The sequence below is a fragment of the Achromobacter deleyi genome, from assembly GCF_902859705.1.
Taxonomy (GTDB): Bacteria; Pseudomonadota; Gammaproteobacteria; order Burkholderiales; family Burkholderiaceae_B; genus Achromobacter; species Achromobacter deleyi.
On the sequence record NZ_CADIJO010000010.1, the window covers coordinates 30,145 to 48,011 of the forward strand.

18 protein-coding genes are annotated in these 17,867 nt (G+C 67.0%); 4 read left to right on the top strand and 14 right to left on the bottom strand.

Annotation, left to right across the window (positions count from 1 at the left end):
* Nucleotides 1–16 precede the first annotated feature (16 nt).
* Nucleotides 17–1,588 (top strand): glutamate--cysteine ligase, encoded by a 1,572-nt coding sequence (gene gshA / locus HV798_RS15700; RefSeq protein WP_175193607.1) that lies wholly within the window; start codon nt 17–19, stop codon nt 1,586–1,588.
* Between the two features lie 53 nt (nt 1,589–1,641).
* Nucleotides 1,642–2,163: a lipocalin family protein gene (locus HV798_RS15705; protein WP_025135536.1), complete on the top strand. Its 522-nt coding sequence runs from the start codon at nt 1,642–1,644 to the stop codon at nt 2,161–2,163.
* 6 nt (nt 2,164–2,169) lie between these two features.
* On the opposite strand, the gene HV798_RS15710 is transcribed toward HV798_RS15705, so the two are convergent.
* The 13 genes from HV798_RS15710 to HV798_RS15770 form a co-directional block, all read right to left on the bottom strand.
* Nucleotides 2,170–3,114: a M14 family metallopeptidase gene (locus HV798_RS15710; RefSeq protein WP_175193608.1), complete on the bottom strand. Its 945-nt coding sequence runs from the start codon at nt 3,112–3,114 to the stop codon at nt 2,170–2,172.
* A 45-nt stretch (nt 3,115–3,159) separates the two neighbouring features.
* Complete coding sequence (locus HV798_RS15715) at nt 3,160–4,152, bottom strand: Bug family tripartite tricarboxylate transporter substrate binding protein (RefSeq protein WP_025135534.1); 993 nt, start codon at nt 4,150–4,152, stop codon at nt 3,160–3,162.
* Nucleotides 4,153–4,309: 157 nt separating this feature from the next.
* Nucleotides 4,310–5,224 (bottom strand): LysR family transcriptional regulator, encoded by a 915-nt coding sequence (locus tag HV798_RS15720; RefSeq protein WP_175193609.1) that lies wholly within the window; start codon nt 5,222–5,224, stop codon nt 4,310–4,312.
* 25 nt (nt 5,225–5,249) lie between these two features.
* Nucleotides 5,250–6,134, bottom strand: coding sequence for an alpha/beta hydrolase (locus HV798_RS15725; RefSeq protein ID WP_175193610.1), 885 nt, complete (start codon nt 6,132–6,134; stop codon nt 5,250–5,252).
* Complete coding sequence (locus HV798_RS15730) at nt 6,127–6,888, bottom strand: GntR family transcriptional regulator (RefSeq protein ID WP_175193611.1); 762 nt, start codon at nt 6,886–6,888, stop codon at nt 6,127–6,129. Before HV798_RS15730 ends, HV798_RS15725 begins: the two co-directional genes overlap by 8 nt.
* A 54-nt stretch (nt 6,889–6,942) precedes the next feature.
* Complete coding sequence (locus HV798_RS15735; protein WP_175193612.1) at nt 6,943–8,004, bottom strand: carbon-nitrogen hydrolase family protein; 1,062 nt, start codon at nt 8,002–8,004, stop codon at nt 6,943–6,945.
* A gap of 21 nt (nt 8,005–8,025) precedes the next feature.
* Nucleotides 8,026–8,718, bottom strand: a complete 693-nt coding sequence (locus tag HV798_RS15740; RefSeq protein WP_025135529.1) for an ABC transporter ATP-binding protein — start codon at nt 8,716–8,718, stop codon at nt 8,026–8,028.
* Nucleotides 8,705–9,472 carry an ABC transporter ATP-binding protein gene (locus HV798_RS15745; protein ID WP_025135528.1) on the bottom strand — a complete coding sequence of 256 codons (768 nt, stop codon included), beginning with the start codon at nt 9,470–9,472 and terminating at the stop codon, nt 8,705–8,707. Before HV798_RS15745 ends, HV798_RS15740 begins: the two co-directional genes overlap by 14 nt.
* The gene (locus tag HV798_RS15750; protein WP_232786473.1) at nt 9,462–10,445 is read right to left on the bottom strand and encodes a branched-chain amino acid ABC transporter permease; all 984 of its coding nucleotides are present in this window, start codon (nt 10,443–10,445) and stop codon (nt 9,462–9,464) included. The genes HV798_RS15745 and HV798_RS15750 overlap by 11 nt, the downstream gene beginning before the upstream one ends.
* The gene (locus HV798_RS15755; protein ID WP_175193613.1) at nt 10,445–11,359 is read right to left on the bottom strand and encodes a branched-chain amino acid ABC transporter permease; all 915 of its coding nucleotides are present in this window, start codon (nt 11,357–11,359) and stop codon (nt 10,445–10,447) included. Before HV798_RS15755 ends, HV798_RS15750 begins: the two co-directional genes overlap by 1 nt.
* On the bottom strand, nt 11,356–12,525 hold the full coding sequence (locus HV798_RS15760) for an ABC transporter substrate-binding protein (protein WP_175193614.1): 1,170 nt from the start codon (nt 12,523–12,525) through the stop codon (nt 11,356–11,358). Before HV798_RS15760 ends, HV798_RS15755 begins: the two co-directional genes overlap by 4 nt.
* A 58-nt stretch (nt 12,526–12,583) precedes the next feature.
* Nucleotides 12,584–13,495 (bottom strand): fumarylacetoacetate hydrolase family protein, encoded by a 912-nt coding sequence (locus HV798_RS15765; protein ID WP_175193615.1) that lies wholly within the window; start codon nt 13,493–13,495, stop codon nt 12,584–12,586.
* A gap of 88 nt (nt 13,496–13,583) precedes the next feature.
* Nucleotides 13,584–14,708, bottom strand: a complete 1,125-nt coding sequence (locus HV798_RS15770; RefSeq protein ID WP_175193616.1) for a cupin domain-containing protein — start codon at nt 14,706–14,708, stop codon at nt 13,584–13,586.
* A 207-nt stretch (nt 14,709–14,915) separates the two neighbouring features.
* Between HV798_RS15770 and HV798_RS15775 the strand changes: the two genes are divergently transcribed.
* On the top strand, nt 14,916–15,161 hold the full coding sequence (locus HV798_RS15775) for a hypothetical protein (RefSeq protein ID WP_025135522.1): 246 nt from the start codon (nt 14,916–14,918) through the stop codon (nt 15,159–15,161).
* A gap of 300 nt (nt 15,162–15,461) precedes the next feature.
* Here HV798_RS15775 and HV798_RS15780 read toward each other — a convergent pair whose 3' ends face one another.
* The gene (locus HV798_RS15780) at nt 15,462–16,580 is read right to left on the bottom strand and encodes a porin (RefSeq protein ID WP_025135521.1); all 1,119 of its coding nucleotides are present in this window, start codon (nt 16,578–16,580) and stop codon (nt 15,462–15,464) included.
* A 416-nt stretch (nt 16,581–16,996) separates the two neighbouring features.
* On the opposite strand from HV798_RS15780, the gene HV798_RS15785 reads away from it, so the two are divergent.
* A complete protein-coding gene (locus HV798_RS15785) occupies nt 16,997–17,824 on the top strand; it encodes an acid phosphatase (protein WP_175193617.1) in 828 nt (275 codons plus the stop codon).
* Nucleotides 17,825–17,867: the final 43 nt, after the last annotated feature.

Genomic DNA, 17,867 nt, shown 5'->3' on the forward strand with positions numbered 1-17,867 from the left:
CCATCGAGAATATTCCGTGACTGATACCGCCGCACACCGCCTCGCCCGCCTGGAGGCCAACCGCCCGCTGCTGGCCCAGACCCTGCGAGGCATCGAAAAAGAAGGCCTGCGCGTCGACGAGCAGGGCATCCTGGCCCGCACGCCGCATCCGGCCGGCCTCGGTTCCGCGCTGACCAACGAGCACGTCACCACCGACTATTCCGAATCCCTGCTCGAACTCATCACCGGCACCCACAACAATGTGGAGGCCCTGCTGGCCGAACTGACGGCGACCCACCGCCACGTCTACAGCGTGCTGGACCATGAACTGATCTGGAACCAGTCCATGCCCGCCACGCTGCCGTCCGAGGCCGACATTCCCATCGCCTGGTACGGCACGTCCAATACCGGCATGCTCAAGCACGTGTACCGCCGCGGCCTGGCCGAACGCTACGGCAAGACCATGCAATGCATTGCCGGCGTGCACTACAACTTCTCGCTGCCCGAACAGCTGTGGTCGGTGCTGGACAACCAGCCCGGCACCGATCAGGAACGCCGTTCGCGCGGCTATATCGGCCTGATCCGCAACTTCACGCGTTATTCCTGGCTGCTGATGTACCTGTTCGGCGCGGCGCCCGCGCTGGCGCGCGATTTCCTGCGCGGCCGCGAACACCCGCTGCAAAGCCTGGGCGACCACACGCTGTACCTGCCCTACGCCACCAGCCTGCGCATGAGCGACCTGGGCTACCAGAACAAGGCGCAGTCGCAGCTCAAGCTCTGCTACAACGACCTGGATACCTTCCTGGGCCGCCTGTACGACGCCGTCACCCAGCCCTGGCCCGATTACCAGAAGCTGGGCACGCACCGCAACGGCGAATGGATCCAGCTCAACACCAACGTGCTGCAGATCGAAAACGAGTACTACTCCAGCATCCGCCCCAAGCGCGCCACCGGCCGCTGTGAACGCCCGATCACCGCGCTGGCCGAGCGCGGCGTGCAATACGTGGAAGTGCGCTGCCTGGACATCAATCCGGAATCGCCGGTGGGCATCGATGCCGACACCAGCCGTTTCGTCGACGCCTTCCTGCTGTTCTGCGCCACCGCCGACAGCCCGTTCTTCCCGGCCAACGGCTATTGCCAGCGCAGCGCCGATAATTTCTCCACCGTCGTCAAGGAAGGCCGCAAGCCCGGCCTGCAACTGGACCGCGACGGCCAGGCCATCGGGCTGGCCGAATGGGGCGAGCAGTTGCTGGACCAGATCGCCCCGTACGCCGCCTTGTACGACGCCGCGCTGGGCGGCAGTGCCTACGCCGACAGCCTGGCCGTGCAGCGCGCCAAGCTCGGCCGCCCCGACGCCACCCCGTCGGCGCACCTGCTGGCCGCGCTGACCGACAGCGGCGAATCGTTCCACGACTTCTCCCTGCGCCAAAGCCAGGCACACGCCGACACGCTGCGTGCGCAGGCCCTGCCGGCGGACCTGGCAGCCCAGTACCGCCAAGGCGCGCTGGACTCCAGCGCCGAGCAATTGCGCATCGAGCAATCGGACGACGTGGATTTCGACACCTACGTCGCGCGTTACCACGCCGCCCTGAAGGCGCCGCGCAAATAAGGCGTATCGTATGGCCTGTTGATACCCAGGTTTTGGATCAGGAGACTCTTTCCATGCGCCGCTTCGCAACTCTATTGCTGGCCCTGGCCGCCAGCACCGCGGCGATTTCCCACGCCGCCCCGCCGCCCATGCAAACCGTGGACTCGGTGGACCTGAAGCGCTATGCCGGCATGTGGTACGAGATCGCCAATTTCCCGATGTTCTTCCAGCGCAACTGCGTGGGCGACACCACCGCCGAATACACGTTGCACCCGGACGGCACCGTTGGCGTGAACAACCGCTGCCGCACGAAAGACGGCGATGTCGACTCGGCATCGGGCACCGCCACCGTGGTCGAAGGCAGCAACAACGCCAAGCTTGAAGTCTCGTTCTTCAAGCCGATCAAGGGCGATTACTGGGTGATCGGCCTGGACCCCGACTACCGCTGGGCCGTCGTCGGCACCCCCGACCGCAAGTACCTGTGGATTCTGTCGCGCTCGCCGCAACTGCCCAAGGAAGACCTGGACCGCGCCCTGGCTGCCGCCACGGCGCAGGGTTACCAGCTGGACGAGCTGCGCTACACGCCGCAGAAATAAGCGAGCTCAGCCCGCGTAGTCGCGCGCCAATCTCACCACCGTCACGCCGGGTTTGAGTTGCCGCAGCGAAGGCATGACCAACGTGCAGCGGTCATACGGCGACACGATCGGCTGGCCGTCCGCCCAGCCGATCACCGACCCCGCCTTGTCCAGCGTTTCCAGCCCCTGCCAGGGCTGCGAGAACGTCAGGTCCATCGACGGCGCCACCACGGCGTCGGTCACTTCCAGCACGCGCTGCACGGCCGGGTCGGGCCGCAGCCAGCCGGCCGGGATGTCCGCCGCATCGACCACGCCCGATTCGACCAGCATGCGCGCCACCATGTCGCGCGCCACGTCGCGCGCGGCCGGGTCGCCATGAAAGCCGCATTCGATCAGCAAGGCGCAGGCGTCTTCACGCGCAGGGTCGCCGAACTGGGCGAAGTCGCGCATGCGCACGCCATCCTTGTGGCCCGCGTCCACGATCACGTGCTGCGGCGCCTTCAGGCGCCGCGCCAGCGCGATATTGCGCGGCAGCACGCCGGTCAACAGCAGCGGCGCGCCCGGCTCGTGCATCGAATGCAGGTCCAGCAGCCAATCGGCGCGTTCCACCCAGGGGCGCAGCTGCACTGCGCGTTGGCGGTCGACGCTTGCGGGGTTGTCCAACCGCTCGGCGCTCCAGACCCGGTTCATGTCTTCGTCCACGAAACGCGAGGCGTCGTGGCGGGCCAGGTCGAACCGGTCAAAGGCCGGCAGGTTGCAGAACGCCAGCGTCAGGCTGCCGCGGCGCGGCCGCACGCCGGCCGCGAGCAGGTCTTTCAGCGCCCAGGCGCCGCACAGCTCGTTGCCGTGCACCAGCGCCGACAGCATCAAGGTGCGTCCGGGCACGCCGGAATCGAAATGCCAGACGCCTGGCGTGTCGGTATTGCCCATGCGCTCGGCGGCGAGGTCAGGTACGGAAAGCGTGAAATCCATCTTGTTATCTGCGTGATGACGGTGAAGCGGAAGTGCGATGGCGCCTTACTGCGCCTCGATCTTGGCGGCCTTGACCAGGGCGCCGTACTTGCGGGTTTCTTCAGCCTGGTAGGCCACCGGGTCCAGGCCCGGTTGCGACAGCACGCCGCCCGCTTCCTGCATCTTGGCGCGGAACTGCTCTGACTTGAGCGTATCGGCCAGCGCCTCGCGTAGCTTGGCGGCCACGGGCTCGGGCAGGCCGGCGGGGCCGTACAGCGAGAACGACACGCTGATGTCCACCGACTCGAAGCCCGGGGTTTCGGCCAGCGCGGGCACGTCGGGCGCCACCGGCGAACGCTGCTTCTGCGTCACGCCCAGCGCCACGATCTTGTCGCCGCGCACTTGCGGCAAGCCTGAAGACAGCACCAGCATGCCGAAGTCCAGCTGGCCGCTCATCAGGTCGGTCACCAGCGGCGACACGCCGCGATAGGGCACGTGTTCGGCGCGCGTGGCGGTGGACTGGTTGATCATTTCGCCAGCCAGGTGCAACGTGGTGCCCACGCCCGACGAGCCATAGTTGAAGCTGCCCGGCTTGGCCTCGCGCAGTTTCTTCAGGTAGTCGGCCGCGGTCTTCACGCCCGAATTCTTGCTGGCCGCCAGCAGCATCGGCTGCGAGGCGATCACGCCCAACGCCGTGAAGTCCTTGGCGCCGTCGTACTTGACCGCGTTGTTGATCATGCGGGCAATGACCATTTCATTGGTCGAGCCGAGCAGCAGGGTGTAGCCGTCGGGTGCCGCGCGGGCCACGCGCTGCGCGCCGATGGTGCCGCCGGCCCCGCCGGCGTTTTCCACCACCACGCTCTGGCCCATGCGCTTGGCCAGCTCTTCGCCGAACAGGCGCGCAGTCAGGTCGACGCTGCCGCCGGCCGGGTAGCCGACGACCAGCGAAATGGGATGATCGGGGTAGCCGGCGGCCACGGCCGGCTGGGCCACGGCCAACGCCGATGCGGCACAGAACACGGCCAATGCGCCGCGCAGCGGATACGGTACGGATTTCATGAATTTCTCCCTGGGGTGCTGAGTCGGACGGCGGAGCCGCCTCGTTCGAATTTCGGGAGACATTTTGCGGCGCAGGCCTGGCCCGCCACGTGCCGAGTCGGCACATTCCGGTGCTAATTCGGCTCTCTGGCCAGCGCCCCGCCATGACCGGCAACGCTCAGGCCTTGCGATTGGCGGTGGCTTCCCAGGCCGCCTCGGCCAGATCCGCCAGGCGCGCCCGCGACCGGTACAGCCGCACCTCGAAGGCGATCTCATCGCTGCGTCCGCCCAGGGACACCAGCGTGCCGCGGCGGCAATCGGCCGCCACCATCGACCAGGGCAGCCAGGCCACGCCCAGCCCCTTGGCGGCCGCGCCGTGCGCCGCGTCCAACGAGTCGCTGCGCACGAACGGCGCCAGCGCGTAGGGCGTGGCTTCCAGCCGGTCGCCCAGAATGCGTTCCATCGACAGGCCGCCGGCATAGGTGATCAGCGGCACAGGTTGGCCGCCCTCGCCCAGCATGTAGCGGGCGCGCCCGCGGCCGTCGGCCTGACTGACAGGCACCAGCTTGTCGGTGCCCAGCGTCATGTAGCGATAGCGCACGGGATTGAGCGGCATCGACAGGGCAGGATGCTCGTAGCAGCACAGCAGATCCACCTTGCCCTGCTCCAGCCGCATCGCCATGTCTTCCATCTTGCCGGTGGAGATTTCCAGTTGGGTGCCGTCGACCAGTACCTTGGGTGCGCGGTGGCGCAGCCGCGCGATCCAGTCGGCCACCAGCGTGCGCGCCAGGCTGCGGCCGGTGGCGATGCGCAGCACCGCCTCGCCGCCCGCCCCCGAACTGCGAATGCGATGCCGCACCAGCCCCATCTGTTCGACCACCTGCGTGGCCGTCTTGAGCAGCGCCTCGCCTTCGGTCGTGAGCGTGACGGGCACGCGCTGGCGCTCCACCAGCGGCGCGCCGGCCCAGGCTTCCAGGGCGCGGATGCGGCGCCCGAACGCCGGATGCGTCACATGCCGCGCCTCGGCGGCGCGCACGAAGCTGCCGGTCTGCGCCAGCGCGATCAGGTCTTCCAGCAGCTTCAGGTCAGCCATGGCATGCGAGGCGTCGGCTTGGCCGTCAGGCCGGCGCCAGGCCCATCATCGCCAGGGTGGCGCGGGTCAGGTCGCTGTTCGGGTCTTCCAGCTCGTTCACCAGGTCGAAGTGATTGCACTGCGGCGTGGGGATGCGGGTGGCTTGCAGGCCGGCGCCCTTCCAGGCCCGTTCAAAGGCCTCGGTCTGGTTCTTGAAGCCTTGCGTTTCCAGCCCGCCCACCGCCAGCAGCATCGGGCCCGCGCGCTTGGGCAGGTGAAAGATCGGGCTCTGGTGCGCGGCCTGGTCGGGCGTGAGCTGCAGCCAGGTGTTGGGCAGGATGTCGCACAGCGGCCGCAGATCGAACAGGCCGCTCAGCGCCAGGGTGCCCTTGACCACGTCGTCGGGCACGCCATAACGCGCCGGCCAGTCGGGCGCGGCGAGCATGCCGGCCAGTTGGCCGCCCGCCGAGCTGCCGCCCACGTAGATGCGGTCGCGGTCCACGCCATAGGCAGCCGCGTTGTGATACAGCCAGGCCAGCGCCGAACGCATTTCGCGCACCACTTCGCCCAGCGTGGCCTCGGGCACCAGCGTGTATTCGGGCACTGCCACCGCGGCGCCGGCATTGTTGAAGGCCTCGGCCATCACCGGCGCGTCTTCCTTGCGCTGTGCGCGCCAGTAGCCGCCATGGATGAACACGAACAGCGGCGCCGGCGTGCGCGTGGCGGCGGGCAGGAACAGGTCCAGCCGTTCATCGTGTCCCATACCGTAGCGCAGGTTCAGGAGACCGGGGCGGCGCGACTTCACCGCCGCGGCAGATTCCGCGTAGCGGCGCACGCAGGCGTCGAAATCCGGCACCGATTCCCGGGCGTTGTATTGCACCTCGCGCTCGGCGATGGTGGGAAAAAACAGATCGATATCCGCGTCACTCATTGATGGCCTGCCTGTCGTCCTGGGAAATGATGTGCTCGATGAACTGCGCTGTCTTGCGGTAATGCGCCGCCAGCATCGCCACCGAACGCTCGACGTCGCGCGAGATGGCGGCGTCCAGCAGCTGGCGATGTTCGTCGTCGACGTTGCGCTCGGGCCCGTAGGCCGTGGCGCCGGCACGCGCCGGGCGCCGGTAGCGTTCGGTCTGCGCGTACAGCTGCGTGGACAGGTCCAGCAGCCAATGCGAACGGCACGCGCCGATCAGCGCGTGATGGAAATCCAGGTGGCGGGCCTCGAGCGATTCTTCGAGTTCCTGGCTGGGCGGCGAGGCTTCGCCCGCGCGCTGCGCCGCCAGCGTCAGCGCGTGGTAGGCGCCCACCAACCGCGTCTCCCAGGCATCGTCGGCATTGGCCAGCGACCGTCTCAAGGCGTCGCAATCGATCAGGATGCGCGTTTCACAGGCGTCCCACATCTCTTCGATCGACAGGGGTGCAATGCGGAAACCGCGCGAGGTGGTGGTGACCACCATGCGCTCGCTGCGCAGGCGGTTCAGGGCTTCGCGGATGGGAGAAAAGCTGCTGCCGTAGCGCTGCTTGAGCAATTCCAGGCGCAGGGACTGGCCCGGCGCGAAGGCTCCGCTCATGATGTCGCGTCGAAGCAGGCGGTAGACCTGCTCGGACAGCGTGATTTCCTCTACCTCGGCGCTCCCGTCCGATCCGGGCTCGTCCTGGCGGGAGGCTTTGATTCTTGGCTTCAACGTGCTCTCCAGATGTCGGCGGCTGGCCGGCCGGCCCGGGGCCGGCGGCCCATTCTACTCGCGGGCCGGCCGCCCTTGCCGGCGCGCATCGGGCTGCGGCTCGGCGGGCGTGGCCGACAGGGTCCAGTCGGGCTCCTCGCGATTCAGATCGTCCTGGTCGTCATAGCGGGCCGCCTGCAGGGGCCGGCGGTTCACGCGCAGGTCGAACACGTCGAAGCGGTTGTAGTGGCCGGTGATGTCGTGCATCTGGCGCGGCTGGATGCAGCGCGACAGGTCGATGTCGGCATAGACGATGCCTTCGTCGTCGATCAGCGGTTCGCCGATCACGCGGCCGTCCGGCCCCAATATTCCCGAAAACGCGCTGTTGCGGCGCGCCAGCGTCTCGCGGGCCTCGGGGTGGCTGGCGCTGATGGCGTCCTGGATCTCGGTCGAGATCGTCGAGCACGACACCACCGTGAACACCTTGCCTTCGAAGGAATGGGCTGCTGCGCGCAGCCGGATGGCCTCGGCCATGTCGTAGTCGGGCGGCGCCACCGGCAGCGAGATATAGCTGGCCACGTGCACCATTTCGCCCTGCGCCAGCAACGAAAAGCGCGCCAGCGTATTGGTGTTCTCGCCGCAGGCCAGCCCGCCCAGCTTGCCGACCGAGGTGTCGTACACCCGCAGCGATTCGCCATCGCCGTGCGCCCAGGTCAGCTTTTCGGCCCAGGTCGGCACCAGTTTGCGATGACGTCCCAGGATGCGGCCTTCGTCGTTGATGAACACCATGGTGTTGTAGATCGTGCCCACGCCAAAACGGCTGCGCTCGTTCACGCCCACCACCACGTTGATGCCGTGCTGGCGTGCGGCCTGCGCGATGCGGCGGATCTCGGGGCCGGGCAGTTCGATGGCGCTCTTGCAGAGCTTTTCGAACCAGGGGCTACCCTGCACCGGGTTCATCACCCAGCTCCAGTAGGGATAAGCCGAGATGAACACCTCCGGAAACGCCACCAGGCGGGCGCCCTGGCCGGCGGCCTCGGCGATCAGCGCGCAGGTCTTGTCGACCGTGGCGTCGGTGTCCAGGAAGACGGGCGCCGCCTGCACGGCAGCGGCCTTGAATTGGGGCAGATTCAGCATGATTTCGGTTCCTGTTGCGGGTCAGATACCCAGATAGCGCTGCGCCAGCTCGGGCTGCGCGGACAGTTCGGCAGGCTGGCCCGACCAGGCCACGCGGCCCTTGTCGACGATGTAGTGGCGGTCCACCAGCGTCGCCATCTCGGGCAGGTTCTTGTCGATCACCAGAATCGTCTGGCCTTCGGCCTTCAGGGTGCGCAGGCACCGCCAGATTTCCTGCCGGATCAGCGGGGCCAGCCCTTCGGTGGCCTCGTCCAGGATCAGCAGCTTGGGGTTGGTCATCAGCGCCCGGCCCACCACCAGCATCTGCTGTTCGCCGCCCGACAGCGTGCGCGACGATTGCCCGCGGCGTTCCTGCAAGCGCGGAAACAGCGCGTAGACGCGGGCCAGGTCCCAGCCGCCGGGTGCGGCGCGCGAGGTCGCCACCAGGTTCTCTTCCACCGTCAGCGACCCGAACACGCGCCGGCCCTCGGGCACCAGACCTACGCCCAGCCGCGCCACCACGCTGGGCGCGGGCCGCGACAGCGTCTGGCCGCGAAACTGCACCTGCCCGCCGGTCGCCGGCAGCATGCCCATCAGCGTCTTGATGGTGGTGGTCTTGCCCATGCCGTTGCGGCCGATCAGCGAAATCACCTCGCCCTCGCCCGCCTCGAACGACATGCCGAACAGCACCTTGCTCGAGCCATAGCCGCCCGTCAGGCCGTCAACCTTCAACATGTTCTTCTCCCAGGTAGGCGGCGCGCACGTCCGGATGGCGCCGCACCTCGTCGGGGGCACCGCTGAACACCACCTTGCCGTAGACCAGCACGCTGATGCGATCGGCCAGCGCGAAGACGGCGTCCATGTCGTGCTCCACCAGCAGGATGCCGTAGTCGCCCTTCATGCCCAGCAGCAGCCGGGTCATGCGGGCCGATTCCTCGGGCCCCATCCCGGCCATGGGCTCGTCCAGCAGCAACAGCCGCGGTGAACGCGCCAACGCCACCGCCAATTCCAGCTGGCGCTTTTCGCCATGGGCCAGGTCGGCCGTGCGCACATGGCGGCGTTCGGCCAGGCCCACGTGCGTCAGCCACTGCATCGCTTGCGCCTTCAGGCCCGCATCGCGCCGCGGGTCGGACCAGGCGCCGAACGCCCGGCCGCCCTTGAGCATGCTCGACAGAATCACGTTTTCCAGCGCGGTGTATTCGTGGCACAGCTCGGTGATCTGGAACGATCGCCCCAGCCCCAGCCGGGCGCGTTCGAAGGCCCGCAGCGCGGTCACGTCGCGCCCTTCCAGGTGGATGGTCCCCGAATCCGGCCGGATCTCGCCGCAGATCTGCGCGATCAGCGTCGACTTGCCCGCGCCATTCGGGCCGATGATGGCGTGGATCTCACCTGCCCGCACATCCAGGTCGACCCCATTGGTCGCCACCACCGCGTCGAAAGCCTTGCGCAATCCAGACAGCTGCAACAGGGTTTGCGTGTCAGTCGGCATGACGGGTCTCCAACAGGCGGCCGAAGAGGCCTTTCTGACCCCACAGCACCACCAGCACCAGGATCGGCCCCATGTACAGCAGCCAATGCTCGGTCAACGACGACAGTAGCTGCTCCAGCCCCAGGAACACGGCCGCGCCCGCAATCGGGCCCAGCAGCGTGCCCACGCCGCCCAGGATCACAATCGCCATCAGCTCGCCGGACTTGGTCCAGGCCGCCATGTCGGGCGTCACCAGCCCCGCATAGTTCGCCCACAGCACGCCGGCCAGCCCCGTGCCCACCGCCGACAGCACGAAGGCGGAGAGGCGGTACGGCGTGGGCGCCACGCCCAGGTTCAGCGCGCGCCGCTCGCTCTGGCGCAGCGCTTGCAGCACCATGCCGAAGCGCGAATTGACGATGCGGATGCACAGCAGCGTCCAGGCCACCAGCAGCGCCAGGCAGACGTAGTAGAACGTCACCGGGTTCTCCAGGTTCAGGCCAGGCAGCACATTGCGCTGCGCGATCATCAGGCCGTCGTCGCCGCCGTAGAACTGCAGCGACACCAGGATGAAATACACCATCTGGCCGAACGCCAGCGTGATCATGATGAACTGCACCCCGCGCGTGCGCAGCGCCAGGTAGCCGAACACCCAGCCCGCCAGCGCGCACACCACCAGCGCGATCGGCCACACCACCAGCGCGGCGTTACTGCCGGCCCAGCCGAACAGCGGGCCCGCCTCGGCCGTGTGGAACGCGATGATGCCTACCGCATAGCCGCCCAGCCCGAAGAACATCGCATGGCCGAAGCTGACCATGGCGCCGTAGCCGATCACCAGGTCCAGGCTGACCGCCGCCAGCCCGTAGATCAGAAAGCGCGTCACCACGCCGATCAGGAACGGCGAACCCGAGGCCGCCGCGGCCCCCGGCAGCGCCAGCAGCAGAACCAGCCCGGCCAGCCCCCAGCGCGCGCGATTCGAAAGATTCATTGTCATCATCATCCCCGCGCCGGAAACAGCCCGCCCGGCTTGGCGATCAGCACGATCGCCATCAACACATAGATGCTGGCCGATGCCAGGCCCGCGGCCAGCGGGTCTGCCGTGGCCGGCGAAAACACCGCGCCCAGCAGCTGCGGCAGGAAGGCCCGTCCCATGCTGTCCACCATGCCCACCAGCAAGGCCCCCGCCAGCGCCCCGCGCACCGAGCCCACGCCGCCGATCACGATCACGACGAAGGTGGTGATCAGGATGCGTTCGCCCATGCCGATTTCCACCGCCAGCAGCGGCGCGGCCATCACGCCCGCCAGGCCGCACAAGAGCGCGCCCAGGCCGAACACCAGCGTGTAGAGCTTCTTGATGTCGATGCCCAGCGCGTCGACCATTTCACGGTCGTCGGCGCCGGCACGGATCAGCATGCCGATGCGCGTACGGTTCACCAGCCACCACAGCCCCACCGCCACCAGCGCGCCGATGGCGATGAACGACAGGCGGATCAGCGGATACTGGAACCCCGGCGCCAGCGTCACCGCGCCTTCCAGAAACGACGGAATGCCCACCAGCGGCGGGCGCCGCCCGAAGATCAGGCTGACCGCCTCGTTCGAAAACAGCAGCAGGCCGAACGTGGCCAGCACCTGGTACAGGTGGTCGCGCTTGTACAGCTTGCGAATCACCAGCACCTCGACCGACAGGCCGTACAGCCCCGCCCCCAGCAACGCCGCCAGCACGCCCGCCAGGAACGAGCCGGTGGTGCCGATGGCGTAGGCCGCGCAGTACGCGCCCACCATGTAGAACGAGCCGTGGGTCAGGTTCACCACGCCCATGATCCCGAAGATCAGGGTCAGTCCGGCCGCGAGCAGGAACAGCATCGCGCCGAACTGCAGCCCGTTGAGCAACTGTTCAAAGAGCAAGGTCATGACGGCATCTTGCAGAATTGGGCGTAAGCGTCCTTGTCGTCCGACACCAGCTTGCGCACCAGATGCGGCGACAGCGCGCCGCTGGCATCCTTTTCAATCTTCATCAGGTACAGGTCCTGCACCGGGTGCTGATTGGTGTTCATGCTGAACTTGCCGCGCAATGACGCGAATTCCGGCTTGCGCAGCGCAGCCCGGAACTCGGCCTGGCGCGACAGGTCGCCGCCCGTGGCCTTGAGGCCCGCCCCGATCAACTGCGCCGTGTCGTAGGCCTGCATGGCGTAGTCGGTCGGCACGCGGCCGTAGGCCGCCTTGAATGCCGCCACGAAGGCCTTGGACTGCGGGTTGTCGAAGTCCACCGACCAGATGCCGGTGGTGTAGGCGCCCAGCGCCGCGTCGCCGGTGGCCTGGATCATGCGCGCATCCATCGAGAAGCTGGGCATCAGCATCGGAATGGTCTTGTTCAGGCCGGCCGCTGCGTACTGCTTGACGAAGTTGATGCCGGTGCCGCCCGGATGGAACTGGTAGACGGCTTCGGGCGCCAGCGACCGCAGGCGCGCCAGCTCTACCGAAAAGTCCGACTGGTCCAGCTTGGTGTAGATCTCGGCCACCACCTCGCCCTGGTAGGTGCGCTTGAAGCCTTCGATGGCGTCGCGCCCGGCCTGGTAGTTGGGGGCCAGCAGCACGACCCGCTTGTAGCCAAGCTCGTTGGCGGCCACGCCGCCGGCCGTGTGGAAGGCGTCGTTCTGGTACGAGGCCACGAAGTAATTCTGGTCGCACTTCTCGCCCGCGAAACTGGACGGCCCGGGGTTCAGGCTGACGTAGAAGGCGCCCGCCTTGACCACGCCCGGCGCCACCGCGGCCAGCACGTTCGAGAAATTCACGCCGGTGAACAGCTTCACGCCCGATTGCAGCATCCGGTCGGCCGCCTGCTTGGCATTGGCCGGCTTCAGGCCGTCGTCCTCGATCACCAGCTGCACCGGCACCCCACCCAGCGCGCCGCCGCCCTGCTTGATGGCCAGATTGAAGGCATCGCGTTCGTCTTCGCCGATGTAGCCGGCCGGCGTGGACAGCGTGGCGATGAAGCCGATCTTGACCGGGTCCGCGGCCTGCGCCGCGCCGGCCAGCGCCATGGCCAATGCGGCCGCCCATACTGTTTGCTTGATCATTGTTTTCCCCTTGGAGACCGCTGCGCCGGCCGCCCTTGCGACCGGCGCCGGAATTCGCCTAGACCGCCACCACCGGATGCCGCAGCGTGCCGATGCCTTCCACGCACGCCACCACCACGTCGCCCGGCCACAGCCATTCCTGCGGCTTGCGGCCCGCCCCCACGCCTTCCGGCGTGCCGGTGGCGATGATGTCGCCCGGCTCCAGCGTGATGCCCGCGCTGATGTCGGAAATCAGGAACGGCACCTTGAACAGCATGTGGCGCGTGTTCGAACCCTGCTTCTTTTCGCCGTTCACCGTCAGCCACAGGTCCAGCACCTGCGGATCGGGAATCTCGTCGGCGGTGACGATGCACGGGCCGAACGGCGCGTAGGTGTCCTGGCCCTTGGAATAGATCCACTGGCCGGCGCGGCGGCAATCGCGCGCGCTCATGTCCAGCATCACGCTGTAGCCGAACACGTACGACAGCGCATCGGCCTCGGCCACGCGCGTGGCGCGCCGGCCCATGATCACCGCCAGCTCCACCTCCCAGTCCAGCTGCTGGGTAATCTTGGCGTTGTGCTCGATGGCGTCGCCCGGGCCGATCACCGTGGTGGGCGGCTTGGAGAAAATCACGGGTTGCTTGGGCAGGTCGGCCGACGTGTCCAGCGTGCGGCTCGATTCCGCCACGTGCTCGACGTAGTTCAGGCCGATACCGAAGATGTTCTTGCGCGGCCGCGGAATCGGCGCCAGCAGCTTCACGTTTTCCTGCGGCAGGGCGGCGCCCACGGGCCAATTGCCGCGGTAGGCCTCCAGCAGCCGCGACGCCTGCGCCACGGCCACCGGGCCCAGGTCGATGAAGGCCAGCATGTCGTCCGGCAGCGCCACGCCGCCGGCCTCGCCCAAGCGGGCCAGGTCGATCACATAGCCTTCGGCCAGCGCACCCAGGCGGGCGGCGGCGGTGGGATGGGCGCGAAAAGTTACCAAGCGCATAGGAACTCCAGGAAATTCAAGACGAGTTGAGACAGGCGCCCGGGTGGCCCCGGGCGGCGGATGAAGATTCAGAGAGGGGGTGCCGCCGCTAGATCAGTTTCTGGTGGCCGCCGTTGTCCTTGACCGCCTCTTCGCGGTACAGGGCCAGCGATCGCATCACCGGCAGGTCGTTGAAGCAGAACAGGCAGGCATCGTCGTTGGACGACAGGTTGGCGTGCTCGTGCACGGCCCAGGACGGCACACAGAAGATGTCGCGTTCGGTCCAGTCGAAGCGCTTGCCATCGATGATCGAAAAGCCGCTGCCCTTGGCCACCTGGTAGATGAAGCTGCCGGTATGGCGGTGGGCCTGCGTGTGTTCGCCCGGCCGCAAGAGCTGCATGCTGGCGCCGATGGTGGGCATGACCGGCCCGCCCGTGGCCGGGTTCACGTAGTCCATCAGCACGCCGTCGTAAGGGCTGCCCGCCGACACCCGCGCGTGGCGGCGCAGCGCTTCGTAGGTGGGTTCCCATTCGTACTTGAACAGCGGCGAATAGGGTTTCGTCCAGCCTGACGCCTGCGGCCGCAGCGCCACGTTGCCCCAATTGGCGCTGGTGTCGTCCACCGGGTACGTCACCGTCTGGTTCAGGTCGGGATGCACCGCATAGAAGCCGGCTTCCAGCGCGTTGACCAGCGGAATGTCCAGGCCGTCCTGCCAGATGCAGGTGCTGCCGTCTTCGGCCACGCCATGCTCGTGCCAGGTGCCGTTGGGCGTCAGAACGAAATCGTTCGCGCCCAGCGTCATCTTGTGGCCATCGACCACCGTGAATGCGCCCGTGCCTTCCATGATGAAGCGCAGCGCCGAATGCGAATGCGCATGGGCCGACGCCAATTCGCCCGGCTGCATCACCTGCAACCCCGAATACAGCCAGCCCACCGCCGCGGCGACGTCGCGCCGGCCGGGGTTGTTCAGGTAGATCACCCGGCGGCCCGCCTCTTCGGGCGAGACCAGCTCGGCCGAGCGCAGCACGTGGCCCCGCAGTTCCTGGTAGCGCCACACGACTGGCACCGAGGCCGAACGCGGCGCCCAGGGTTCGATCTTGTTGGCGACCGTCCAGAGCGCGCCGGTCTCCAGGCGCGCCAGTTCCTCGTAGTAGGCGATGCGCTCCGGCGAATCCGCCACGTTGGCGCGGCCGGCGGTGCTTTCCCGGTAGGCGTCGTACCTGTTCGCTTCCATCCCTTGCCTCTTTTTATAAAACCTAAAAGATTTTCGAAAATATTAGAGGCGGGCGGGACTTTGGGCAATCTTTGCGCGCTAGGGGTTTTCCTGGGGCCGATGGGCCCGTCAAAAATTTACCTGCGCACTTGCTGAAAATACTGTACAAAAACACAGTGCAACATGCTACATTTCGCTCGCCCGAAAAACGTCGTCCAGGAGAATCCTGTGTCCGAAGCCGCACATCTCGTCCAGTACATCGTCGTCCCCTACCGCGCTGCCGCCAACGGCGTGGCCCCCGGAGAAATCCGACCGGCCAGCAGCGAGTTCGGCGCCATCCGCATCGCCAACTCCATGGCCTCCAAGTTCGCCGGCGTGGCTGCCTACGAAGTCATGATCGACAAGGAAACCGGCGACATGGAATCGCCTCGCATCCTCGCCCAGATCGGCACCGTGCCGTCGCTGGACGACTGACCCCTTCCCCTTTTCCGTCCCCTCAAACGGAAGCGCCACCGGCACCGCATTGCGGTGCCGGTGGCGCTTGGGCCTTCGGGCAGGCTGACTCATCCTGACCTGGGTTAGGGTGAGCGGACTGAGAGTGGAGCTAGGGAGGTGGCCGCTTTTTTCGCGTCTGTGGCCGGGTAAGACGCCCAGTCCGCTCAATGCAACCGCGGTCCGCCGAACCGGCGGCATGGCCGCTGGTTCGGCGGGTCCGGCTTCTCCACGGCGCGCACGATGCACGCGCCGCCGAGGCGCCGGACCGCGAGGCGTCGCTTAGAAGCGGTGACGCACGCCCACCAGGCCGACCGTGCTCTTCACACCGTCGATGAAGGCGAAGTTCGTGGCGTACGAAGCCAGCGCGTACAGGTTGGTACGCTTGGACAGGTTGTACGTGTAGCCCAGGCTGTAGATGTTCATCGTGGCATCGTCGCCAGTCAGAGCGGTGTTGTTGGCGTCAGCACGCTGCCACGAGGCCAGGATGCTGCTTGCGCCACCGATCGGGGCCGACAGGCCGACCAGGTACGAGTTCGACTTGAAGTCCTTGGCGACGACGTTGCTGCCGAAGCTCTTGGCCGTGGTCGAACCGCTGCCGAAGGCGTTGATGGCCTGGCCGGTGAACCAGCCGTCACGCGTCTGGCCGTAGGCCAGGGCCAGCTTGACCACTTCGAAGTCGTACGAACCGCCGATGATCCACTGCTTGGGCGACGAGTCGTTGGCGCCAGCAACCTGGTTGGCCAGGTTCAGCTGGTCGTACGACAGGGCCACGTTCAGCGGACCATTCACGTAGCGCACACCGGCCGTGATAGCGCGGGTGTTGTCGGCGGTCTTGAAACCGGTTTGCGCGGCGGTGGTGTCAGCCACGTTGAACGAGTAGCCCAGGCCGACCTGGAAGCCACCGAACGACGGGGTCGAGTACTGCACCATGTTGTCGTGACGGACCGTGTTGGCCGCGCCAAAGGCCGCGCCGACGTTGGCCTGGCCGTAGCTGGCGCCGAACGGATCGATCGCGCCGAAGTACTTCGAGGCGATGTTGGTCTGGCGGCCGAATTCCAGGAGGCCCCAGGAATCGCTCTTCAGGCCGACGGTGGCTTGGCGGCCGAACAGGCGGCTGCTCTGGCCCGACTGGCCGTTGGCCGAGTTGAAGCCGCTTTCCAGCGTGAAGACGGCGCTCAGGCCGTCGCCCAGGTCTTCGGCGCCACGCAGGCCCCAACGCGAGCCGCTGGACACGCCGTTGGTCATGCCGACCTTCGATTCCTTGTAGCCATCGTTGCCCTTGATGCGCTGGAAGCCCACGCCCGTGTCGATCAAGCCGTACAGAGTCACCGAGGTATCAGCGTGCGCAACGCCAGACAGCGCGGCGAACAGGGCGGTGACGAACAAAGTCTTTTTCATTACAGATTCCCGTTAATTGAACAGACATGCGCTTGCGGGCGCCCCGCAACACCAGCGGCAACGCCGCGCATGACAGGAACGGATTCTAGGAACGCTATGTGTCAGTTTTCGGGACACAAGCGGAAACAGCTGACTCACACTGCAATCAAGGGCGATCTGTGGCGTATGGCCGACAGCGACAATGCGTGCCGAGCCGCTGCATGGGGTGTCATGCAGGTGTGTTATTCAAGAGGCCTCGACGGCCCCTCGCATCCATCTGTCTCAATCTTCCCGCCAATTTGTCTCATCCCGCCGCACGCGTGGTTCTACGTGCGATACCCCGGTGTAAATTCTGCCGCACATTCAGGTCGGGCCGCGCCAGGCCGCATTGAATGACTTCCCGCAGACACTGATTTCACCGACGGTACAGGCCGAACATGCGCTCGAGAATTTCCAAGACGGCAACCCTTTTTGCGCTGGCCCTGGCCGGCATGAACGCCGGGGTCGCTGCCGCGCAGGACGCGCCCGGCCCCAAAGTCACCGATCCGCACTTCCAGCTGGCGGCCGGCTATATCCCGCCCAAGGAACTGCCCGACAGCCTGGAACTGCTCGGCCCCCCGCCCGCCAAGGGCAGCGCGGCGCTGGCCCGCGATGAAGAAGCCCGCACCGCCACGATCCCCCTGCGCGGCAAGGCACGCGCCGGCCTGGCAAGGCTGGACGCCGATCTGCAGTTTCCGCAGCCGGCCGCGAACTTCTCGTGCGCGATGGGCATCGACATCAGCGAGACCACCACGCCGCGCCTGTTCGTGCTGATGCAGCGCGTGCTGACCGACGCCGGCCTGTCCACCTACGGCGTCAAGAACACCTACAACCGCACCCGTCCGTTTGTGGTGCACAACGAGGGCACCTGCTTCGCCGAGCAGGAACCGCTGCTGCGCAACGACGGCTCCTATCCTTCGGGCCATACCGCTGCGGGCTGGGCCTGGGCGCTGGTGCTGGCCGAACTCAATCCTGAACGAACCGACGCGCTGCTGCGCCGCGGCCTGGAATTCGGCCAAAGCCGCGTCATCTGCAATGCGCACTGGCAAAGCGATGTCGACGCCGGCCGCACGATGGGCGCTGCGACCGTGGCCAAGCTGCACACCAACGCCGAATTCCTGGCCGACATGGCGGCCGCCCGCCAGGAAGTGCTGGCGGCCAAGGCCAATGGCGCAGCGCCCAAGCAGAACTGCGGTGTGGAAGACGCCGTCTTGTCGGCGCGTTGATCGGCGCGCATCGCCACGCCTTTCCAGACATTGCTTCATCAGG